Consider the following 22,713-nt stretch of genomic DNA (forward strand, 5'->3'; position numbering starts at 1 on the left):
GCCCTTGCTCGTCCCTGCGGGACGGGCCTTAAGACCATAAGGAGATTCAACATGAGAAAGTTTGAAACGTTGCTGCTGCTCTCTCCCGAGCTCGGCAGCCAGCCCCGTGAGGATCTGCTCGCAGTTCTCACCGGTGTCATCGAGCGCGAACAGGGTTCTGTTCTGGCCGTTGACCACTGGGGCATGCGCGACCTCGCCTACCCTGTGCGCAAGCACATGCGCGGCTACTATGTCCGTCTGGAATATGCCGTTGCCGGTCCTTCCGTAGCCGAACTGGAACGCATCATCCGCATCACCGACGGCATTTACAAGTTTGTCACCGTCAAGCTGGCGGACGAAGCTGAGGAGGCAGCGTAACATGGCTTTCAAAAAAAGATTCACTCCCCGGCGCAAATTCTGCCGCTTCTGCGCAGATAAAGACCTGCCCATCAACTACAAGCGTCCCGATATCCTGCGCGACTTCGTTACCGAACGCGGCAAGATTATCGCACGTCGCATCACCGGCACCTGTGCCCATCACCAGCGCCTGCTGACCACTGAAATCAAGCGCGCCCGTCAGATGGCTCTTCTTTTCTACACGTCCACGCACTCCAGTGATGTGCTGAAGAAGAGCTCGCTGTAGGAGGCATGTCATGATGAAGGTTATTCTTAGAGCAGACGTTGAAAATCTGGGCAAGCTGGGCGACATTGTCGAAGTGCGCCCCGGTTACGGCCGCAACTTCCTGCTGCCGCAGGGCATGGCCATGGCTGCCACCGCTTCAAACATGAAAGTGTTTGAAATGGAACGCAGAAAACTGCAGGCAGAAATGGATGCAGTGCGCGCCACTGCCACCACTCTGGCAGAAAAAATCGCCGCAGCCGATGTATCCATCGCAGTGCGCGTGGGCGAAAACGACAAGCTGTACGGCTCTGTCACCCCTGCACACATTGCCGATGCTCTGGCAGAAGCCGGTGTTGAAATCGACCGTCGCCGCATCCTGCTGGATGCACCTATCCGCAATCTTGGCGAATACGACGTGCGCGTGCGCCTGCATGCCGACGTAGAAGCCGTAATCGCCCTCAAGGTAGTGGCCGAAGGCCGCACCGAGGAAGCTGATGCAGAAGAATCCGCAGCAGAAGAACCCGCAGTGGAAGAAGCCGCAGAATAGCACAGCCTTTCAGGGAAACGCTCCCGCCCGCACGGGCGGGGGCGGTCCCTTCGGGCAGGTGGATCAGGTTTCTGACGACCTGCTGCGTAACGTTCCCCCCCACAGTGTAGAGGCTGAACAGGCCGTGCTCGGGGGGGTTTTTTTACGCGGACAGGTATTCCACACGCTGGTTGATATCGTTAATGAAGACGACTTTTATCTTCCCGCTCACAAGACCATCTTTGAATCGTTTTCCGAGCTGTACCGCCGCAACTCACCCATTGATCTCATCACGGTAGCTGAATTTCTGAAAGATCAGGGTAAACTGGAGATGGCGGGCGGCACCGTGTATCTGGCAGAGCTGGCCGAATCGGTCATCAGCGCCGCCAACGCGGAACACTATGCCACGCTTGTGCGCAACAAGTCGCTGCAGCGCTCTCTCATCGGTGCCTGCAGCGATATAATCAGCAACTGCTACGATGCGTCACAGGACATCGAGCAGTTGCTCGACCATTCCGAATCATCCATATTTTCCATTTCCGAAAGGACCACGGGCAAAGTTTTCAAAAGCTCCAAGGAACTGGTCAGCAAGGTTTTTGAAGATCTGGAAAAACGGGTGGAACGCAAGGAGCTTGTCACCGGGGTAACCACAGGATACTTCCGGCTGGACAGCATGACGGCAGGCCTTCAGCCTTCTGACCTTATCATCATTGCGGCGCGTCCTTCCATGGGCAAGACCGCTTTTGTGCTGAACATGGCCATGCGTGCCGCCGTCAATGCGGGAACGCCCGTCGCCATTTATTCGCTGGAAATGTCCATGGAATCGCTCATGATGCGTATGTTATGCGCATGGGGCAAGGTTGATCTGGGCAAGCTGCGTAAAGGATTTCTGGACGACGAGGACTGGGCAAAGCTGTATGCTGCCGCAGACGTGCTTTCACGCGCGCCCATCTACATCGACGATACTCCGGCCATCACCACGCTGGATCTGCGTGCCCGTACCCGCCGCCTGCATGCCGACAAAGGCGTCGGCATGGTTGTTGTCGACTACCTGCAGCTTATGCGTTCCAGCCGCAGAACAGATTCACGCGAACTGGAAATTTCCGATATATCCCGAAACCTCAAAGCGCTGGCCAAGGAACTCAATATCCCCGTCATTGCGCTTTCCCAGCTCAACCGTAAAGTGGAAGAACGCACCAACAAGCGTCCCATGCTCTCCGACCTTCGCGAATCGGGCGCTATTGAGCAGGATGCCGACATCATCATGTTTGTCTATCGCGACGAGGTATATAACAAACGGGATGACAACCCCAAAAAGGGGGTTGCCGAAATCATCATCGGCAAACAGCGTAACGGACCAACCGGCATGGCAGAGCTTGCCTACATAGGGTCATACACGGCCTTTGAAGATCTGGCCGAAGTGCCTCCGCCCTCAGAAGAATTCCAGTAAACACAATGACGCCGCGCTCCCTGAGAAGCGCGGCGTCATTGTTTGTTCTGGCTGCGGTTGGCACCTACAGCCTGTCGGGATACGGCACCCCGGGCACCTTGCCTGCACGCACCACCTGATCCCATGTCAGACGGCGTATGATCAGCGTGCGGTCATCCTGCGCCGAGCGCCACATATCGGGCTTTACCGGAGCAAACAGGTATCCGGCAAACAGCCGCTGCCCGCCTTCGTCAATACCGATACCGTCGGCAAAACTGCCTATGGCATAGTAGTGGCGCATAAGCAGCACAGCATCGGAGATCACCGCCGGATCATCAACCTTCCGCCAGCCGCCCTGCCGGAACTCCGGCTGCCATCCGGAATCTCGCGGCATAAAAAGAACAGCTGTCTGTCTGGCCCTGTCAACGCACAGCCACACTGTAAATGAGTCCATTTGAGCAACCAGCTGTTCAGGGCGAAACGATTCCGCACCATAGATGCTGGCAGGTCCCGTACGCACGCCCGATTTGACGCAGCCGCACAGGGCGAACAGCGCAACGCAGCACAACAGAAGAGATATGTTTCTTTTCATTACCGGATTCTCCTTAAGCATGGTCTGCACATTGTGCACCCGGCATGCAGGTACATGCAAGGGGCCGACGCGGTCAGCAACACCATAACACAAAAAAATCTCTCCGGCATGGCCGGAAAGATCTTTGTAAAGACAAAAAAAGGCCGCCCCTTTCAGGGCGGCCCGGGAATGCTCTGCGGTTACTCAAGAATCTTGTTGTTCACCAGCTCAACCTTTGTTTTGGTAAGCAGGTCCTGCATGTAGGCACGGTACAGCTCTTCGCGCTTGCTCTGCAGCATGGCGTCAACAAAACGGTCTTTAACCTGCGCCCACTGAGTTTCATCGGGGGTAAGCACAGCGGCGCGCTTAGCCACAACAGCACCGGTGGGAGTCTGAAACGCTTCAGCTATCCATGCGTCATCGGCAGCCTTGAATATGGCGGAAGTCACATCAGGAGCCTGTCCCACACCGGGAATAAAGCCCTGACGGCCGAAAGGTTCGCTTTTCTTCACACGGGCTGCGGCAGACTGCGGCAGAGAACCGTCGTTCTTCAGCGCTGCTACGGCTTCGCGCGCAGCATCAGCGGCCAGCTTCATGGCTTCCTGCTGCTTCAAACGGGCGATGACGTCCGCCTTCACAACGTCCAGCTCGCGGTAGGTTTCTTCCTTGCTGGAAACAACCTTGGCCAGCATGTAGCCACCTTCCACTTCCATGGGCGTGTCAATGACAGACCCTTCGGGCGTGGTGAAAATAAGCTCGACAGATGCAGCTTCAACACCAAGCAGGCCGGTGGCCTGAGCGCGGGTGAACTGACCGCTGTCACGCAGGGAAAGGTGCATGCGCTCCGCCACGGCAGGCAGGTCTTCACCGGCAAGCAGTGCTTCCAGTGCGGCGTCCAGAGTGGGAGTAACCTTTTCCAGCGCGGCCTCTTCGGCCAGACGGTGCGAAATCTCATCATGCACTTCGTCCAGCGTGCGGATACGGGCGTTTTCTTTTTCTTCCACTTTGATGATGTGGAAACCGAACTGCGTGCGCACAGGTGCGGTTACCTGACCGGCGGCAGCGGCAAAGGCTGCCTGCTCAAACTCAGGCACCATCTGTCCGCGACCGAACCAGCCCAGATCGCCGCCAAGCGGAGCACTGGGCCCTTCAGAGGCTTCTTTGGCCACCTTGGCAAAATCAGCACCCTTGCGGATCCGCTCATACAATTCGTTTATCTTTTTCTCAGCCGCGGCCACCTTTTCTTCCGACGCACCGGCATCTGCCAGAACCAGAATGTGACGGGCGTGCACCCGTTCTTCCTGACGGAATGATTCTTTATTGTCTTCGTAATAGGCAGCTATGCGGTCATCAGAGACAGAAGCGCCGTCGGCCAGTGCCGCAGGAGTGATCATCACGTACTGCAGCGTCACGCGCGGGGGCACTTTATAATTTTCAATATTCTGCTTGTAAAAAGCGGAAATCTGCTCTTCGCCGGGCTTCACCTGATCCAGATAATTTTCCGCGGCAAAAAGCACATAATCCATGCTTCTGCGTTCTGCAGAATACAGGAACATGGCTTTGGCTTCTTCTGCGGTGACGGCGGCAGGCATGGTGATGAAATCACGCATTTTCTGCGCCAGCATGGAACGACGGATCTTGTCTTCGTACGCGCCGGGTGTGGTACCCTGTGCAGCCAGCACCTGTTTGTAACGCTCACCGTCAAAGTTGCCATCGGCATCGTTGAACACGGGAATCTCGGCGATACGCAGCTTCAGTTCGGCGGGAGAAACCTCCAGCCCCTGCTTTTCGGCCTGCTGCACAAGCAGCACTTCGGAAATCATCTGATTCAGAACGCGCATTTTCAGCCCCGCCTGCTTCAGATCTTCCGAGGTCACGTCCGGAAACTGAGCACGGACAAGCTCGACCTGCTGTTCATATTCTCTGGCAAAGGCATTGACGGTGATGGACGTTTTGCCCACCTTTGCCACCACATTGGAAGGCTGGTTGTCCATGGAGCCGACGCCCCAGAAGACAAACACGATGATGATAAGCCCGAAGGCGATTTTAACGCCCCACGACTGGGCGTTCTGTCTTATTGAGTCCAGCATGAGCACTCCGTTTTTTCAAAGCAGATGGGCCGCCGCTAAGCAGCAGCCGTTTTCGAGAGACGTACATAATTAAGCAATCCGCCTGCCCGAATAATGTCCAATTCCTTAGCAGTCAAATCATTCCTGACAGCCACTGCAGCGCCGCCGTCCACTGTTACCTGCACGACGGCTCCCGGAGCCAGCAGCGTGGTGTCCAGAGTGACGGTGCAGCCCTGTTCCAGCTGCGCATAGTCGGCTTTATCTTCCAGAATCAGCGGCAGAATGCCGAAGTTCACAAGATTGGCTCTGTGGATACGGGCAAGCGACTTGGCTATGACCGCACGCACACCCAGATGGCGCGGAGCAAGGGCCGCATGTTCGCGACTGGATCCCTGTCCGTAATTTTCACCTGCCACGATAACCCCGTTTTCCACGGCATCGGCCCGCGTGACAAAATCTTCGTCCACCCGGCCGAAAACATGCCGCGCAATGGCGGGCACATTGGACCGCAGCGAGGTTATTTCCGCACCGGCGGGCATAATGTGGTCGGTGGTTATATCGTCACCCAGCCGGATAAGCACACCGGCCTGCAGCTGCTCCGGCAGCGGTTCAAAACGCTCCAGCGCCACGATGTTGGGCCCGTAGACAACCGCTGTGCCTGCTCCGTCCTGCGGCGGATAGGCAAACAAATCAGCGATGGAAGGGACTTCGGCGGGCAGATCGGCCACCGCGGGAGCTTCTCCCCATGTGGCGGGATCGGTGAAACAGCCGCGCAAAGCAGCCATGGCTGCGGTCAGCGGACTGACAAGATAAACCTGCCCGTCTTTGGTACCGCTGCGGCCTTCAAAATTGCGGTTGAAGGTACGGGCCGACACGCCCCCGCTGACAGGGGACCCCCCCATGCCGATACACGGCCCGCATGAACACTCCAGCAGCCGTGCGCCGGAATCAAGCAGCGGCTCGACCAGCCCTTCACGCGCAAGCATCTTCAGCACCTGCTTGGAACCGGGGGAAACCAGCGTATCGGTGCCGGCGCATACCCTGTTGCCTGCCAGCAGGCTTACCGCACCTTTAAGGTCGGCGTATGATGAATTGGTGCACGACCCGATGGCCACCTGATCAACCTTCAGACCGTCCAGACTGGCCACCGGCACCACCCTGTCGGGCATGTGCGGCTGCGCAGCCAGCGGCTGCAGTGCCGAAAGGTCAATGACGACCTCTTCGTCGTATTGCGCCCCGTCATCCGCCGCCAGCGGCTTCCATACATCAGCACGGCCCATGGCCTTCAGAAAATCGAGGGTGCGCTCATCGCTGGGGAACACCGACGTGGTGGCGCCCAGTTCGGCCCCCATGTTGGTGATGGTGGCACGCTCGGGCACGCTGAGGGTTTCGACACCGGGACCGGCGTATTCAAACACCTTGCCCACACCGCCCTTGACTGTCAGCAGCCCCAGCAGATGCAGAATGACATCCTTTGCCGTGGCCCACCCCTTCAGGCGGCCTTCCAGACGCACTTTCACCACTCGGGGCATGGTGATGAAATACGGCTCTCCTGCCATGGCCAGAGCAACGGAAAGCCCGCCAGCCCCCATGGCAAGGGCACCTATACCGCCCGCCGTGGGCGTGTGGCTGTCCGACCCCACCAGCGTGGAACCGGGCACCGCAAAATTTTCCAGATGCAGCTGATGACAGATGCCCGTGCCCGCCGGTGAATAGACAATGCCGTACTTCTGCGCCACCGTGCGCAGAAAACGGTGGTCATCCGGATTGCGGAATCCCATCTGCAGCGTGTTGTGGTCCACATAGCTGACCGACAGGTCAGTGCGCACCCTGTCAACGCCCATGGCTTCAAACTGCAGATACGCCATGGTGCCGGTGGCATCCTGCGTCAGCGTCTGGTCTATGCGCAGCCCTATTTCGGCGCCCTGTGTCATCTCGCCGCTTACAAGATGGGCGGCAATGATCTTTTGTGTCAGATTCATAGTCATGGCTAATTCCCTCGTACTCACGGATAAAAAAAGTTGCCGCGCTCTGCGTGCCGCCGCACGGGGGAAGCATGCCGCCCCGTCCGGCTTGCACAAAGCCACGACAGGCAGCGGTCGTTTCATCCGCCCGCGCACAGGCGCAGGCAATCCATGAAGCGGCTTCCGGCATGTGGCGGCCGCCCCTCTGTTCACACACGGCTTGCGCCGTTTCGCCCTGCCGCCATGCAGCACGGCGCGGGTATTCGCTTATATACGCGCAAACCGCCCCGCAGGACGGCATGCTCTTTTCGCCGGAACGGAAAAAAACGGCCCGTGGCAGGCCAGAACCGCCGGCCACCGGTCATACGGTCCCGTTCAGGGTATTTCCAGTCCGGCGCTGCGGTATTCATTAAGCTTGTTACGCAGCGTACGCACTGAAATCCCCAGCAGGTCTGCGGCCATGGTCCGGTTTCCGGACGTCTGCTCCAGACCTTTGAGAATCATTATGCGCTCCATTTCATGCAGCGGAATGACTCCGCCGCTGAAAGGATCGGTGCCGCTTTCCGGCGAAGCACCGTCACAATGCTCCTGATCCGGCTGCTGCTCATGCGAGCCTTCATCGGCAAACACGGGCCAGCTGTCGGGATCAAGCAGAAAATGAGAAACAGTGATGGGCCCTTTGCCCGCAAGCAGCGATGCCCGCTCCATCAGGTTCTGCAGCTCCCGCACGTTGCCCGGCCAGTCATATTCCTCAAGCCACTGCACGGCGGCAGGAGCCAGCTCCAGCGGAGGCAGGCCGTAGTCGCGCACATACATGGCTATGAAAAAACGGGCCAGCCGCACAATATCATCGCCGCGTTCGCGCAGCGCAGGCAGGCGCAGCGGAATCACATTGAGCCGGAAGTACAAATCCTGACGGAACTTCCCTTCTTTGACCCAGTCTTCAAGCGAACGGTTGGTGGTGGCCAGCACCCGCACATCAACCTTGATGGTCTCGGTCCCGCCCACGCGGTCTATCTCGCCTTCCTGCAGTACGCGCAGCAGCTTGGCCTGCAGGCCCAGATCCATCTCCGAAATTTCATCCAGCAACAGCGTACCGCCGCTGGCCAGTTCAAATTTTCCCAGCTTTCTGGCTATGGCTCCGGTAAACGATCCTTTTTCATGACCGAAAAGCTCACTTTCGAGCAGGTGCTCGGGCAAAGCAGCGCAGTTGACCGCCACAAAGGCCTTGTCTGCTCTGTCGCTGCTGCGGTGCAGATACCGCGCGAACATTTCCTTGCCTGTGCCTGACTCGCCGGAGATCAGCACCGTGGCACGGGAAGGCGCAACCTGCTTTGCCAGTGCCAGCACCCGTGCCACGGCAGGATGCGAGCCGATAATACGCGAGCCGTCACCTTCGGGCAGGGGCGTACGCCCGCCCAGAGTGCTGGAAGCCGGTGCGGATGCCGGTGTCCGCGGCACCGCGGGCACAGCCGCTTTCACCTTTTCAAACTGCAGCGGTTCGAGCCAGTAATCGCGTGCTCCCATGCCTAAAAAACGCTCTGCTTCTTCTGCAGAGCCTTTGTCGGTGAAAATGATGACGGGAGGAAACGAAGAATCGTCAGCACTGACCGAAAGCAGGTCTTCGACCTTGTACCCCGGAAGCTGCGGACGCGAGAAAATAACCGACGGCCCTGATTTGCGGATAAACGCCGATGCACCTTTAAGGTTTTCGGCAATCCCCACTTCATAGCCGGCTTCTTTCAGCTGAGGGAAAATACGCGTGACGGACTGAGCCGGTGCGAGAAACAGAATGCGCCTTGATGACATGCTTATCTCAATACCCGTAAGAACAACTGGTTGCAATGCCCCAATGCATCATTATGCCACAATTCAGACAGATACGCAAAATACCCGTACAGGCGGCATAACCGCCTTTTCCACCGCGGGCTTGTGCGGTAGGCTTGGCGGCGCCGGCGGTATCCGGTACACCTTTTTTCCGGCCGTAACATCACTACACGCAACCAAAGAGAGAATCGCCATGCCCGATCCGGAAACAGACACTCTGCGCGCCTTGCTCCGCGCCGTCGCCTCGGGCAGAACCTCTGCCGAACAGGCACTGCAGCAGCTCAGGCTTGATCCGGGTACCGACATACTGGACGGGCTGCACCCCGACCATCACCGCGGGCTGCGCACAGGCATGGCCGAAGTTGTCTTTGCTCAGGGCAAGGACGACAGCCGCCTGCTGGCAGCAGTGGAGTCCATAGCCTGCCGCAGCGGACAGGTGCTTGTTACCCGTTGCACACCGGAGCAAGGTCGTTTACTTTCCCGCAGCCGGTCCGGCGGCGAATACTGGCCGCAGGCCGGTCTTTTTTCGCTGGGCAGACAGCTGACACTCACCCCGCCGTGGCCTTCACGGGGGCGTGTGCTGATTGTGACCGCCGGCTCGGCAGATATGCGTACAGCCTTAGAGGCACTGGGAACACTGCGTTTTCACGGCATTGATGCCGGATTGATATGCGACGTGGGCGTGGCCGGTCTGCACAGGCTGAGTGCGCACATGCGCGCACTGGACGCGGCGGCGGCGGTGATTGCCTGTGCCGGTATGGAAGGTGCCCTGCCCAGTGTACTGGCAGGATTTCTGAGCGCTCCCGTCATCGCTGTACCCACATCTGTGGGTTACGGCACGGGAGCAGGCGGCATGGCTGCCCTGCTGGCCATGCTGAACAGCTGTGCCGCGGGCATCACTGTAACCAATATCGACAACGGCTATGGCGCTGCCGCCTTTGCCGTAAAAATGCTGCAAAAAACAACACCGGACACAGCAGATTCATGCGACTAGCATTTTTCAACAGCTCCAGAAGCTGGGGCGGCGTCAAGACATGGACCGTGGAGTTTGCCGCCGCCCTGCAGCAAATGGGCCACGAAGTGACCATTTTCGGCCGGAAGGGCCCTTTTGTGCAGCGTGCGGCCCATGCCGGACTGCCCGCGCACGAAGTTTCATTCGGGCCTGACTTCAATCCCGCGTCCATCTGGCGTTTTGCGTCTTTTTTCCGCCGTCAGGGCACACAGGCAGTTCTGGTCAATGTAGGACGCGACATCCGCACCGCGGGCGTGGCAGCCGCCTTATGCGGGCTGCCCGTGGTTCACCGCATAGGCCTGCCGCGTGACATGCGCAATCACTGGAAAGTCCGGGCCGTGCACCGGCTGGTCAGACCGCACTATCTTTGCCCGTGCGAGTTTATCCGCCAAGGCATGCTGGACGCTCTGCCTTTTGTTGACAAAAAAGACTCCACGGTCATCCTGTCGGCCAAAACTCCGTCGCCTGCGCCCGCAGCACTGCGCCGCGACAGCGCCGCCCCGCTGCAGCTTGTGACCACCAGCCAGCTGAAGTCTGACAAAGGGCATGCCGACGTACTGCATGTGCTGCATGCACTTAAAGCCGACGGGCACCGCTTTCACTGGCACGTGGCCGGAACCGGCGACAAGGCCGGAGAGCTTAAAGCCACCGCCGCCGCGCTAGGTCTGGCCGGCGACATCACATGGCACGGCTTTACGCAGGATATCGGCAGCGTGCTTTCGCTGGCCGACGTGTTCGTGCTGCCGTCGCTCAGCGAGGGGCTGCCCAACACTCTGCTGGAAGCCATGGCACGCGGACTGGTTCCCGTCGCCCGCAATGTGGGCGGCATAGCCGAAGTCTGGCCGCACCATGGCCGGCAGCTGCTTCTGCCCGCAGACTCTTTCCGTCCGGCGCTGCATAAGGCGCTGGCGGACCTGACACAATCCGGAACAGAGCAGCTGAACTCTCTCGGGGCCGCCGCATGGACACAATGCCGGACCACTTTTTCAATGCAGACACAGGCTCCCAGGCTGGAGCAGTTCTTCAACACCCTGATACACGGAAATCCTGCATCATGCGTATCATCCTAGCCACATCCTCCACCAACAAGAGCGGAGGCTCGCGGCAGGCCCTGTATCTGGCACAGGGGCTCAGACAGCGCGGCCACGACGTGACATTTTTCACCGAAAAAAAAGCAGGACTGCGCGAGCTGGACCCGCATATGGACTGGGGAGATCTGCCTGCGGACAAACGCCGCTGGCGGCACGCTGTGGAGCAGGCGCTGCCTGAAGGCAGACAGCCGCGTCCGGCCATTTTTCACGCCTTTCATAATAAGGCCGTCAAAAAAGCCGCGTGGTGGGGACTGTTGTGGCGCAGGCGCAACGTGGTCTGTGTCGGGCACCGCGGGGTCGTCTACCGTCCCGGCAATCCGCTGCCTTATCTTTCTCCGGGCATCGGGGCCTTTATTGTCAACTCGCGCGCCTGCGCCGATGTGCTGCGCTGGTACGGTGTGGGCGCCTGCAGGCTGCATGTGGTGTACAACGGCATTCCCGCCGGACGCAGCACCCCGTGCAGGTCTGCGGCGCAGACCCTGCAGCAGCTGGGCATACACAAAAAAGACGGTGATGTTTTTTACGGCACCGTGGCCGGAGACAACCCCATCAAAGGGACGGAAGTGCTGCTGCGCGGATTTGCTCTGGCGCGGATGGAAAATGCCCGTCTGCTGGTCATAGGCGTAACCCCCGCAAAATGGCAGCCGCTGTGTGATGAGCTGGGGATCAGCCGACATGTAACCCTTTTGGGTAAAACGGAATGTGTGGCTGACTACCTGCAGCTGCTGGATGTTTTTGTACTGCCATCACTCACCGAATCCATGCCCAACACCCTGCTGGAAGCCATATGCATGGGACTGCCGGCCATAGCCACCCGCGTGGGCGGCGTGCCTGAACTGGTGGACAACAACGGCATGCTGATTCCGGCCGGAGACCATTGCGCTCTTTCCCATGCTCTGCGCGACATGCACAACTCTCCGCAGCAACGCCTGCGCTGGGCGGCAGCCAGCCGCAGCATGGCCCCGGCCTATGGTCTCGAACGCCGCGTGGAACGCATTGAAGGGATATACAGAGGCTTGCTGCGCAGACGCGGTCTGCGTCAGGACTGAGCATGCCGGAGGAAAGCAGAGCATGAATAGCGGACCGGTTTCTGTGGCATGCGCACAGGGCAGCCACGGCGGTGATGTTGTGCGGCTGGCCGGCAGGCTGGGCATATCGCCGACGGATATTCTTGATTTCAGCAGCAACGCCAACTCTCTCTGTGACGACCTGACCCGTCAGGTGCTTGCACAGACAGGCTATGCGCACAGCCACTACCCCGACAGTGAATGTACCGGCCTGCGCCACCGCATAGCCGGCTTTGAAGAGACACAGCCGGAACGCATTCTTGCCGGCAACGGCTCGTCAGAACTCATCTATCTGGCCATGCACAGCCTGAAACCGCGCAGAGTGCTGCTCATCGCTCCTGTTTTTTCGGAATATGTCCGGGCCTGTCAGGCCTGCGGTGCAGATTACCGCCTGTTCGAAACCGACCCGTATGACGGCTTCGACATTCCGGAACGCCACATCTGCCGCCTGCACGATGCGGTGACGGCATACCGCCCCGACATGGCGGTCATCTGTGCGCCCAGCAATCCGGCATGTACTGATTACAGCCGGATGGACGATATTCTGCATGCGCTGGACTGCCCCCATGTACTTGTGGACAACAGCTATCTGGATTTTCTGTGGGGCACTCCGGCCTACAGCCGTCACGGCATGGCTGCCTACGCCGGATGCACGCGCACGGAAACGAAAGTTATCTCTCTGCGCAGCATGACCAAGTTCTTTTACTGCACCGGCGTCAGGCTGGGGTACTGCCATGCAGATGAACAGACCATCGAACGGATGAACAGATGCAAAACGCCGTGGTCTGTCTGGCATGCCGCCCAGCAGGCAGGGACGGCTTTTCTTGACCGCATGGATGAATACCGCCTGCGCCTGCCGGCCATGCGTGCCGAAAAAACAGCTTTTGCAGGGGCACTCCGGAATACAGGGATATTTGACAACAACCTTGTGCTGGAAGGGGCCAACTTTGTCACCGCGCGCCTGCAGCGTCCTGCAAAGGCCGCGACCGTTTACACGGAGTTGCTGCAGCACGGCATACTGGTCCGGCTATGTGATAATATTCCCGGTATGCCGCAGGGCTTCATACGGATGCAGGTACGCGAAAAAAAAGCATGGAGCAGGCTGACCGCGATATTGGGCACTCTGGACGCGGAATAACCGGCCTCCCCCGCTGTCCCCCGCGCGGACGTCTGTCAAAATCAGCAGCACGGAAAACCGGCAGCAGCCGGCGCAGAACCTATGCATCTGCCCTGCATGGACGCACCCCGCAACACCGCAAAAGGCTGTTTCACGGCTGCAACAGGTCGACCATCAGCTCCAGTTCGGCATAAACAGTGCGCACAACCACATCCAGACTCTCCACGGGCACCTCTGCGGCGTTCCAGAAATAAGGTTCCAGCGCCGGAGCAAACTGATCTGCGGCCACGCTGTATCCCATGGCATGCACTATGACATCAGCCACATGCACCACGGCCGCATCAAAAACCGGCTGCCCTTTCGCATCGGCCGGCGGCTGATGATGCCAGCGCATGGCCGATGCAATGGTGGCAGGCAGTTCCCATTGCTGCGCCAGAGCATACGCCACCCCCGCATGATCAAATCCGAAGCAGTGCTGCTCCGCCTCGTGCAGGGCGCATCCGGTGCGCCCCGAGTGTCTGAGGGCGGCGCAGGCGAGGTCGGGTCTGCCGCAGCACAGCGCAAGCCAGCCGATGTCATGCAGCAGGCCGCCCACAAAATGGCGCTCCGGCATTGTGTGCCCAGCACAGATGGCCAGCGTTCTGGCAGCCAGACCACATGCCACGGAGTGACGCCAGAATTCATCGATGTCTATGGCACGGGGCGGCCGTTCATGAAAAAGCCCGAGCAAAAGCGTGCCCGCCGCCAGCGTGGAGATATGCTTGGCACCCAGTATGGCCACCGCCCGCGAAACGGTGTCCACCTTTACCCGCAGACCGAAAAGCGGACTGTTCACCAGCCGCAGCAGCGATGCTGTCAGCCGCGGGTCCATGCTGATGGTCCACGCGATATCGTCCGGCGAGGCAGCAGGGTCTTCCAGCTGGCTTTGCAGCGTATGAAAAACGGAAGGAAGAGGAGGGATGCAGGCGGTACTGACAACCTGCCGTATGTCAGGAGGAGGACCGGAGTCACAGGGTTCCGGCACCAGATTGCAAAGACGCGGCACACCGTGAATTTCAGAAGGTTCCGGCTCATGCCAGCCGCCGTGAACCACAGGCGCGCCGCGTTCAAGATGGCCCGCCACGGCAGCACGCAGCGCGGCAGCAGCCGGATGCCCCATATCCATGGCCCTGAAACGGTGGTCAAGCCACCTCCGCTGCACATCACTCAAACCGGTCATGCTATATCCCCCCCACTTTACGCATCGGTCATACATGTTTAGTATGCAGCGCATAAAAAGCCAAGACCCCGGAGGGGGGAACCACCGGGGCCTTGCCAAAATGAAGCGACTGAATCGAAGTCCGCGAAGCGAGGGACCACACGGACTCTAACACCGAGAAAAGCGGATAGCCGTTCTCTGTTTGCCCTTTATAAAGCACAATGCATGCCAAGCCGGACATGATGATATAAGTCAGCAAAAACATACCATTACAGAGCAGCACCGCTTTGAGTGTCGCAACGATATTTCGTTGACAACGATATTTCGTTACGATATTTCGTTGTTTACATGCATTATCTGAAAGACATCATGAACACACATTCGCCCACCACCATCAACGATCTTGATATTTCGCCGTTTTTCGACCTGATGCTTGCCATGGCGCGCGAGCGTTCTGTCGAGGCGTTACTGGATCTTACCGAAAGAGCATACCGCGGAACACATGTCATCAGCGGTGCCCTGTGGTTTGCAGAAAACAGTCCGGAAAGTCCGCGCGGCAAAATGCTGCGCCTTATGGCTCACTCCGGCTGGACACGCCACACACCGCGCGAATGGCGGCACGATGAGGGTACATACACGCTGGTGCCGCTCACCGAACCTGTCATAGGCGAATGTGCCCGCACGGCAAAGCCCATGTTTGCCGAAGACAGCGCCCAGTGGGAGAGGCCTGCATGGGCAGAAAATGAGGGAATTCACGCCTACGCGACCTATCCCCTCATTTTCAAAAGCGAAATGCTGGGCGTGATGGCTGTTTTCTACGACCGGCCCATGCAGGACAGATTGTCTGATGTCATGCGTATGCATCGGAAAATGCATACTATTTTTGCTGATTCTCTTGCAGCCGCACTGGCAAACGCCCGAGCTTTTGAAGAAATTCAGCGCCTGCGCCGCGAACTGGAAATGGAAAACGAGTACCTGCGCCGCGCGGTGAGCACCGCCAATAATCTGGGCGACGACATTGTGGGTGAAAGCCCTTCTCTTAAAAAAGTCATGGAACAGATAGAGGTTGTGGCTCCCACAGATGCAACGGTGCTGCTGCTGGGCGAATCCGGCACCGGCAAAGAGCTGCTGGCGCAGGCCATTCACGCCAACAGCCAGCGCAGGGACAAGCCGCTCATACGGGTCAACTGCTCCGCCATCCCCCGCGAACTTTTCGAAAGTGAATTCTTCGGGCACGTCAAAGGATCATTCACAGGCGCGGTACGCGACCGTACCGGGCGTTTTCAGCTGGCGGACGGCGGTACGCTTTTTCTGGACGAAGTCGGGGAAATTCCGCTTGAACTGCAGGGCAAGCTGCTGCGGGTGCTGCAGGAAGGAACATTCGAGCGTGTGGGTGATGAGCAGAGCAGAAAAGTTGACGTACGCATTGTCGCCGCCACCAACAAGGACCTGCTTGAAGAAGTGCGCAAGGGAACATTCCGGCAGGACCTCTATTTCAGACTCAGTGTTTTTCCCATCCACAACCCGCCGCTGCGCGAACGCCCCGAAGACATTCCGCTGCTGGCAAGGCACTTTATAGCCAAAGCCAGCAGACGGCTGGGCATACCGGAACCGCGCCTGCCCTACCGTCATATCCGCAGGCTGGCGGCGTATCACTGGCCCGGTAACGTGCGCGAACTGCAGAACATCATGGAGCGGGCAGTCATCATGGCCGACGGTGGCGTAATATCTGCCGAGGCACTGCCTGAAGCACTGCCCCGGCGCCGGGAAGAGGCGCAACCGGGCGCACTTACGCGCAATGAATACGGCTGGCAGACCGAAGCACCTGACCGGCGGGTGACAGTGATCCGTGAAGAACAATGGGCGCACATGCAGCGCGAAAACATCCGTGCCGCGCTGGAAGCCTGTAACGGACGCATACACGGGCCGGACGGCGCCGCCCACCTGCTGGGGGTCCGCCCCACGACCCTCCAGTCGCGTATCAAAAAGTTCGGCATAGGCAGACAGGACGTATGACGCACCCCGCGGCGGGGCATCTGCCGCTTCACCATTCTCCCGCCCTGAAACAACAAAGCCCGTACATACGGGCTTTGTTGTTTCTAAGCTTCCAGATCACGCAGATACCGGAACAGCGCCCGGTAGTTTTTCGGCGGCTTCTGGTTTTCACGCTCTTTACGGGCGTTGCGCACCAGCTGCCGCACATGCTGCACATCCGCCTGCGGATACTGTTCAAGCAAGGCCTGCATGCCGCTGCCGTCATCCAGCAGCAACTGCTCACGCAGCCGCTCCAGATGATGAAAGGCCTCGGCATCGACCTGCCGCCCTTCCTTCAGTGCGGCAAGGCGTTGCACCACGGCTTCGGCATCATCCATCTCGCGCATCATCCGCCCGATGTACTGCATCTGCCTGCGACGCGATTCATGCGTTTTCATGGCGGCATATTCACGCACGGCCTCAATAACGGCGGCGGAGACCCCCAGTCCGGCAAGAGCGGAATGCGGCAGACGCGTCAGGTCTTCTCCCAGTCGCTGCATGGCGGTGCTTTCGCGTTTGCGCTGCGACCGGCTTTTTTCAACCGGTTCTTCATCCTTCCACTGGTTCATATAATCCTTTGTTCCCTGTAAATCGGCAGACACCGGCGCGCCTTTCGCATCGGATGTCAAAACGGCCCCAAAGCCTGTCTGTTCAGTTTATATACCGGCCTCCGGCCTTCATACCCCACAGGTGAGCCGGAATCTCAACAAATGCCCTGCGACCGCCCTGAGGCATACTGATTGCAAGAATCAGCGCCCCGCTGGTCACGGCATGATACATATGCCGGTACAGGCCGCGCGCCACGGCGCGGAAGGTATCGTCCAGCACCGCGGGATGCCCCGCGGCCTCGACCAGACGTTCCACCGCTTCTGCCAGAATACGCTCGGCACCGCTCAGCAGGTGAATTTCGTCCTCGCGCACGGCCAGCAGCGTTTCTCCGGCATAAATTCTGCGCAGTTCGCTGCCCGGCGGCTCAAAGCGTTCCGCCGCCCGCTCGGCATCAAAAAGATCTCTGACATCCTCGCCATGTTGCCATCCCGCACGAAACGGCCATACACGATGTATCATATCTACCCCCCGGTCAAAGCGGCAGCTGTCGCGCAGAACCTGCCGCATGGGTTCTTCTGCACTGCTGTAAGCAAAGAGTGCGCCTCTGGATAAAAAAGACAATGTCCGCAGAGAGGAAGGTCCCCCGCCTCAAAGCTCTCTGCCCGGCTGTCCGGAAAAAACAGACCACTGCAACCGCCGCCGGATATCCGGCGTAAATCAGGCCACCATCCGCCTAGGGCTTTTGCGTGTCATACGACCATTGGGAAGAAGGAACTTCCACAAACAGCTCGTTTCCTGTTTCCGGCAGCGCCAGCACCCCCACGATGGTTTTCGAGGTGTCCAACAGATACATAAACTCTGTAAGCCGACGCGCAACCTCTCCGCGGGTCACCCGGGCGCTGTCGGCTATCTGCTCCAGCGCAGATTCAAAAGCTTTACGGGCATCTGCCTCCAGCATGATATTTTCTGCCGTCAGCGGCACGGCCACTTCGTTATACATGGCCTGCACCCTGCGCCGCATAAATTCCTGCTGCATGCTGTACTGCATTGCGGCCTCCCCGCGGTCTGTAAAAACCTACATGTATATGCCCAGCAGCACTCCGGCAAACACAACCACCGAGACAACACCGTTCATGGTGAAGAATGCCATATTAACCCGGCTCATGTCTTCTGCCGAGATTATCTTATGCTCGGCCAGCAGAATAAGACTGACAAGCCCCCACACCGCGAAAAAAGGCCACGAAAGCCCTGCAGCCCATCCGGCCATAAGAAAGAAAACAGAGGTGTTCACATGACAGAAAGAAGAAACGATAAGCGCCGAACGCACGCCTACTCTGGCCGGTACGGAATGCAGCCCCTCTCTTCTGTCAAAGTCTTCATCCTGACACGAATACAAAATGTCAAAACCGGCCACCCAGAACAGCACGCCCCAGAAGAAAAGAATGACAGGGACGGTGAATTCAGGCGTCACGGCAATATATCCGGCAATGGGAGCCAACCCCAGCACCGCGCCGAGAAAGAAATGACAGGCCCATGTGAACCGTTTGAACAGGCTGTACACCGCGGACATGAACAAAGCCACAGGTGCCAGCTTGAGACACAGCGGGTTCATGGCCGCGCACGCGGCAACAAACACTGCAGCCATGACACCGATAAAGGCCCATGTCTGCGCGGGGGTTATCTCACCCGTTACCAGCGGCCGTCCCTGCGTACGGGGGTTGGCGCGGTCTACGGGCAGGTCTATCAGCCTGTTGAAAGCCATGGCAAAAGAGCGCACAGCCACCATGGCCGCGGTAAGCACCACCATGGTATACCAACCGGGCCAGCCGCCTGCGGCGATAAATGCGCCGGTATAGGCGAAAGGCAGTGCAAATACGGAATGTTCAATTTTAACCATGCGGCACACCGCGCCGAATCTGCCGAACACTGTCATCTTCCGTTCCGTTCTGTTAAGGGTTGCAGTTTATTGATCCGCATCATCCAGTCTGGCGGCAAACGCTCTGAATTCCTTCAAAGCCTTGCTCTGGGCTGTCAGTCTTACATCGTCCAGTTCATCGTAATGGGTGAACAGCAGGTTGGCCACCACCGGGTCCAGCGCATCCTCGTTGCACAAAGCCGTCAGCACACCGTGCGCCTGTTCACGCGTCATGCCGCTGCGGTATGGTCTGTCTTCGGACAAAGCGGTAAAAATATCCGCCACAGCCATGATGCGCGCTCCCAGTTCAAGCTCGCCTCCCTTGCGCCCGTATGGATATCCGCTGCCGTTGACACGCTCGTGATGATGAGAAGCCCAGTGGCTCACCCTTTCAAGGCCCGGCACTTCACCCAGCACCTCGGCGGTATATTCCGGATGACGTTTCATCCGTGCAAATTCTTCTTCCGTCAGGGGACCCGGTTTTTCCAGCAGTTCGCTGCTGATGGCCAGTTTGCCCACGTCATGCAGCAGACCGGCAAGATACAGCTGCGCCTGTTCGGAGTGTGAAAAACCTGCCAGCTGTCCCAGCTTGGCCGCACACGCGGCCACACCGCTGGAATGGGTGGCGGTGAACCTGCTCCGGAAGTCAATGACCTGAGAAAATACAGAGGCGAAATCGAACAGCCCGTCGCTGTCAAGCGTCTCACCCATCATGTCCGGGTCAAGGCGGCCCAGCACTCCCCAGGGCGTGGTGAAACACTCCTGCGCGACGCCCGTTTCCACGGCGCGGCACAGGGCCTCCACATAGTCAGGATGAAAAAGAGAACCCGCGTACCGGCGCATACCACGCGCCGTGGCGCAGATATCAACCGCCTGCCCGCCGCTGCGGGGCAGAGAAACATCCAGCCTGTCAGCCAGGTTGATAACATTGGCCAGCATGGGCGCCCTGCCTATGTTGCGCGCAAGCACCTGATAGCCGGTGTGATGATGCAGCACCAGCTCCGCCACGTCACGCAGCTGCGGACAAATGCCCAGCAGCGCATACCCGGCACGGGCGTGCGTCACTCCATCGGTCTCGAACTGCAGCGCATCAAGCCTGCCCTGCAAAGAAAGCGCACCGGCATCGTGCAGCAGTGCCGCCAGCAGCAGGTTGCGTCGTTCTGCAGCGGGCAGCCGCAGCTCCAGCGCAATGCTGTCCGTCAGACAGGCCACACGGGCGTGATGGTGCGAGACCTCTCTGCTGACAAGGTCCAGCGCTCTGGCCAGTGCCCCCACCAAAGGAAAAAGCCCGACCCGAATTCCACAATCCATTATCAGTCTCACAAGCTCATACCGGCAAGATATGTCCCCCCCGCCGTATGAGACGTTCAGATTACGTTCCGCAGTCGGCCTTGTCTCCCCGCAGCTTGGCTGAAGCATGAGCAAGAGCGGGCAGCACCGCCTGCATGTTTTCAAGGACAGCCTTGCGGCTGCCCGGCATATTAATGATAATGCAGGTACCCAGCGTACCCGCCACCGCGCGGGATATCACCGCATGCGGCGTCTTGCACAGGCTGGCGGCCATCATGGCCTGCTCAAATCCGTGCAGCCTTTTTTCAATGACGGCCAGCGTCGCTTCGGGCGTCACGTCACGGGGGCCCAGCCCCGTACCGCCCGTCGTGAAAACGACATCGTACCGCTGGGTCAGCGCAAGGTCGGTCAGCAGAGCCTTCAGGGCCGCTCCCTCATCGGGCAGCAGATACCCCTGCACATGGCTGTCCGCAAACTCCCCGCGAAACATCTCGCCGATGGCCGGTCCGCTGGAGTCGGTACGCAGTCCCGCGGCGCCTTTGTCAGAAAGAGTAACCCATGCGGCGGTCAGCTGCGGACTGCACACCGCCGCAGACAGACGGCCCGCGGGCAGGTCTTCCAGCACGGTTGCGGTATAGCCATATGCCGCATGCTGCATGCACGGCAGCACCAGCGGCACTCTGGCCGTCACACGCAGCACGGCGCGACGCGACGCATCATGCAGCACCGCACCGGCCTTCAGACCGGTACCGTCCGCACCGCCCGTAAAAAAGCCCGCGCACATACCGGAAAAACCATCCGGCATGTCACCGGCACAGCCGCTTTCAACCGCCGCACTCTGCCTGTCCGCCACCGGAGCGGCAAGCAAAATCATCTCTCCGCGCCTGCACGGAGATTTCAGCTCCAGATCAACATCCGCCGTACACACCATGCCGGACTCCCGCGTTGCGCCGCGCACATTTCTGTCCGGAGCGGACAGCGCGGCAATTGACGTCACTGCCTGAACCGGTCTTTGCATAATGCGGGAAACAATATGCGGTAGTAAGCGTCCGCAGCGTCTTTGCACCCTTTGCGATGGTACAGATGTGAGAACCGCTCATCGCAGCGGGACTTCATGACCTGCGTCTGCTCTTCCACAGCATAGCGTTCCACGGCATCACGACACTGCGCCTCGGAGGTGAACACACTGTCATACAGTACAAAATTTTCACGGGCCATGTCGCAGCCCGGCACGCAGCCTTTCACTGTCATGCGCGCCAGCTCGTCATCGCGGCGGCAACGCTCAAGACAGGCTTCATACAACACACGCTCGTCCACGCGGAAAGCCGTACCGCCATGGTCCGCCGCATCCGCTGACAGATACACGCCGGCAGACCGGCCGCCGGCCGTGCAGCCTGCAGTCACAAAAAGTAAACCGAGACCCAGCATCAGGAAAAAACGACTCGTCATGTGCAACTCCGTCCGCAGAAAAGTGCCACGGCTGCGCCCTGCCTGCAAGAAATACCGGACTAGCGCCCCTGTTCCAGTGCCAGCCGCACGCCGAAAAGCAGCATAAGACCGCCTGCAGCAGCGTCAAGACGACGCATGACCACCGGACGCAGCAGCCTGCCCGCTCTGCCGCACCCTTTGCTGAGCAACGCAAACCACAACACGGTGGCCGCCAGATGCGCGGCGGCGAACCATACCGCACGCCAGATTTCCGGACGGGCACCCATTATCTGGGGCAGCACTGCAAGATAAAAAACAGCAACCTTGGGGTTGAGTACATTTGTCACCAACCCCTCACAATAGGCTTTGCGCCTGCCCGGCGCTTCCGCCTGCAGCGCAGGGGCCGGGGCTGCCTCGTCTGCAGGGCCTGCACGCAGTCCGCCGGCGCGCCGGACACCGGCCAGCGCTTTTACGCCCAGCCATATCAGGTACGCCGCGCCGCACCAGCGCACAACAGCATATGCCTGCGCGGAATGCACCAGCACGGCGGACAACCCCAGACCGGCCAGCAAAGCGTGAAACAGCAGCCCGCTGGCAATGCCGCAGGCAGTCATGAAACCGCACCGCGAGCCACCGGTCAGAGCATTGCGCAGCACCAGAAAAGTATCCGGCCCCGGAGTAACGGTAAGCACCACCGCTATGCCTGCCAGCATGGCCAGTTCCGGCCCTGCGGCAGCAAGCAGGCTCCATAATGATTCAGCGGGCATGTATTCTCCTGTCTGCGAAGCTCAAAAAACGTTCATCCGGTTACTGTCTGCTTTGTGTCCGGCTTTTCCGTCCGTGATCACACTGCAAAGTGCCGGAAGTCTGCCCGTGCGGCGCGCCATATGCACAGTGTACGCCTGTGTGCCGTGCACACGCAAGAGCCGCACCCCTCCGTAAAACATAAGGCGGCGGCCCGCCAGGAAACCGCCGCCCGTCCCTCGGCGGGACTATAAAAACAGGCACCCACAGCCAGTGTGCAT

The 22,713-nt window shown here is 59.2% G+C and carries 22 protein-coding genes; 9 read left to right on the plus strand and 13 right to left on the minus strand.

Going from position 1 to position 22,713, the window contains the following annotated elements; all coding sequences use genetic code 11:
- The first annotated feature begins 51 nt into the window (after nt 1–51).
- From rpsF to dnaB, 4 genes are read left to right on the plus strand one after another with little or no spacing between them, the layout of a single operon-like run.
- A complete protein-coding gene (rpsF, locus tag H586_RS0104435) occupies nt 52–357 on the plus strand; it encodes a 30S ribosomal protein S6 (protein WP_011367383.1) in 306 nt (101 codons plus the stop codon).
- A 1-nt stretch (nt 358) separates the two neighbouring features.
- Nucleotides 359–622 carry a 30S ribosomal protein S18 gene (gene rpsR, locus H586_RS0104440; RefSeq protein WP_011367382.1) on the plus strand — a complete coding sequence of 88 codons (264 nt, stop codon included), beginning with the start codon at nt 359–361 and terminating at the stop codon, nt 620–622.
- Nucleotides 623–635: 13 nt separating this feature from the next.
- Nucleotides 636–1,148: a 50S ribosomal protein L9 gene (gene rplI, locus H586_RS0104445; RefSeq protein WP_027181447.1), complete on the plus strand. Its 513-nt coding sequence runs from the start codon at nt 636–638 to the stop codon at nt 1,146–1,148.
- Entirely contained in the window at nt 1,096–2,577 is a 1,482-nt protein-coding gene (dnaB, locus tag H586_RS0104450) for a replicative DNA helicase (RefSeq protein ID WP_011367380.1), read from the plus strand. The genes rplI and dnaB overlap by 53 nt, the downstream gene beginning before the upstream one ends.
- A 64-nt stretch (nt 2,578–2,641) precedes the next feature.
- Here the strand turns inward: dnaB and H586_RS0104455 are convergent, their stop codons facing one another.
- The 4 genes from H586_RS0104455 to H586_RS0104470 form a co-directional block, all read right to left on the minus strand.
- The gene (locus H586_RS0104455; protein ID WP_011367379.1) at nt 2,642–3,148 is read right to left on the minus strand and encodes a hypothetical protein; all 507 of its coding nucleotides are present in this window, start codon (nt 3,146–3,148) and stop codon (nt 2,642–2,644) included.
- A gap of 179 nt (nt 3,149–3,327) precedes the next feature.
- Nucleotides 3,328–5,217 (minus strand): peptidylprolyl isomerase, encoded by a 1,890-nt coding sequence (locus tag H586_RS0104460; protein ID WP_027181449.1) that lies wholly within the window; start codon nt 5,215–5,217, stop codon nt 3,328–3,330.
- A 35-nt stretch (nt 5,218–5,252) separates the two neighbouring features.
- A complete protein-coding gene (locus H586_RS0104465; protein WP_027181450.1) occupies nt 5,253–7,184 on the minus strand; it encodes an aconitate hydratase in 1,932 nt (643 codons plus the stop codon).
- A gap of 351 nt (nt 7,185–7,535) precedes the next feature.
- Complete coding sequence (locus tag H586_RS0104470) at nt 7,536–8,969, minus strand: sigma-54-dependent transcriptional regulator (protein ID WP_027181451.1); 1,434 nt, start codon at nt 8,967–8,969, stop codon at nt 7,536–7,538.
- A 211-nt stretch (nt 8,970–9,180) separates the two neighbouring features.
- Here H586_RS0104470 and larB point away from each other — a divergent pair, with 211 nt between their 5' ends.
- From larB to H586_RS18135, 4 genes are read left to right on the plus strand one after another with little or no spacing between them, the layout of a single operon-like run.
- Entirely contained in the window at nt 9,181–9,981 is an 801-nt protein-coding gene (larB, locus tag H586_RS0104475) for a nickel pincer cofactor biosynthesis protein LarB (RefSeq protein ID WP_027181452.1), read from the plus strand.
- Entirely contained in the window at nt 9,972–11,069 is a 1,098-nt protein-coding gene (locus H586_RS18130) for a glycosyltransferase (RefSeq protein WP_051363857.1), read from the plus strand. The genes larB and H586_RS18130 overlap by 10 nt, the downstream gene beginning before the upstream one ends.
- Nucleotides 11,054–12,139, plus strand: coding sequence for a glycosyltransferase family 4 protein (locus H586_RS0104485; RefSeq protein WP_027181453.1), 1,086 nt, complete (start codon nt 11,054–11,056; stop codon nt 12,137–12,139). The genes H586_RS18130 and H586_RS0104485 overlap by 16 nt, the downstream gene beginning before the upstream one ends.
- Before the next feature lie 22 nt (nt 12,140–12,161).
- Entirely contained in the window at nt 12,162–13,295 is a 1,134-nt protein-coding gene (locus tag H586_RS18135; RefSeq protein WP_051363858.1) for a pyridoxal phosphate-dependent aminotransferase, read from the plus strand.
- Between the two features lie 130 nt (nt 13,296–13,425).
- Here the strand turns inward: H586_RS18135 and H586_RS18140 are convergent, their stop codons facing one another.
- Nucleotides 13,426–14,493, minus strand: coding sequence for an HDOD domain-containing protein (locus H586_RS18140; RefSeq protein WP_011367371.1), 1,068 nt, complete (start codon nt 14,491–14,493; stop codon nt 13,426–13,428).
- A gap of 270 nt (nt 14,494–14,763) precedes the next feature.
- On the opposite strand from H586_RS18140, the gene H586_RS0104500 reads away from it, so the two are divergent.
- The gene (locus H586_RS0104500) at nt 14,764–16,488 is read left to right on the plus strand and encodes a sigma-54-dependent Fis family transcriptional regulator (RefSeq protein ID WP_234702929.1); all 1,725 of its coding nucleotides are present in this window, start codon (nt 14,764–14,766) and stop codon (nt 16,486–16,488) included.
- Nucleotides 16,489–16,571: 83 nt separating this feature from the next.
- Here H586_RS0104500 and yjgA read toward each other — a convergent pair whose 3' ends face one another.
- The 8 genes from yjgA to H586_RS0104540 all read right to left on the minus strand — a co-directional run bounded on the left by yjgA (nt 16,572) and on the right by H586_RS0104540 (nt 22,455).
- A complete protein-coding gene (gene yjgA, locus H586_RS0104505) occupies nt 16,572–17,075 on the minus strand; it encodes a ribosome biogenesis factor YjgA (protein WP_011367369.1) in 504 nt (167 codons plus the stop codon).
- Nucleotides 17,076–17,157: 82 nt separating this feature from the next.
- Complete coding sequence (locus H586_RS0104510) at nt 17,158–17,574, minus strand: hypothetical protein (RefSeq protein WP_148204121.1); 417 nt, start codon at nt 17,572–17,574, stop codon at nt 17,158–17,160.
- Nucleotides 17,575–17,788: 214 nt separating this feature from the next.
- Complete coding sequence (locus H586_RS0104515; RefSeq protein WP_011367367.1) at nt 17,789–18,103, minus strand: hypothetical protein; 315 nt, start codon at nt 18,101–18,103, stop codon at nt 17,789–17,791.
- A 27-nt stretch (nt 18,104–18,130) separates the two neighbouring features.
- Nucleotides 18,131–18,988: a 4-hydroxybenzoate octaprenyltransferase gene (locus H586_RS0104520; RefSeq protein WP_011367366.1), complete on the minus strand. Its 858-nt coding sequence runs from the start codon at nt 18,986–18,988 to the stop codon at nt 18,131–18,133.
- 30 nt (nt 18,989–19,018) lie between these two features.
- Nucleotides 19,019–20,281, minus strand: a complete 1,263-nt coding sequence (locus H586_RS0104525; protein WP_011367365.1) for an HD-GYP domain-containing protein — start codon at nt 20,279–20,281, stop codon at nt 19,019–19,021.
- 61 nt (nt 20,282–20,342) lie between these two features.
- A complete protein-coding gene (locus tag H586_RS20365) occupies nt 20,343–21,191 on the minus strand; it encodes a MogA/MoaB family molybdenum cofactor biosynthesis protein (protein ID WP_081701761.1) in 849 nt (282 codons plus the stop codon).
- Between the two features lie 62 nt (nt 21,192–21,253).
- Nucleotides 21,254–21,709 carry a hypothetical protein gene (locus H586_RS18150; protein WP_011367363.1) on the minus strand — a complete coding sequence of 152 codons (456 nt, stop codon included), beginning with the start codon at nt 21,707–21,709 and terminating at the stop codon, nt 21,254–21,256.
- A gap of 59 nt (nt 21,710–21,768) precedes the next feature.
- Nucleotides 21,769–22,455, minus strand: coding sequence for a LysE family translocator (locus H586_RS0104540; RefSeq protein WP_011367362.1), 687 nt, complete (start codon nt 22,453–22,455; stop codon nt 21,769–21,771).
- Nucleotides 22,456–22,713 lie beyond the last annotated feature (258 nt).

The sequence above is a fragment of the Oleidesulfovibrio alaskensis DSM 16109 genome (assembly GCF_000482745.1).
Lineage (GTDB): Bacteria > Desulfobacterota > Desulfovibrionia > Desulfovibrionales > Desulfovibrionaceae > Oleidesulfovibrio > Oleidesulfovibrio alaskensis.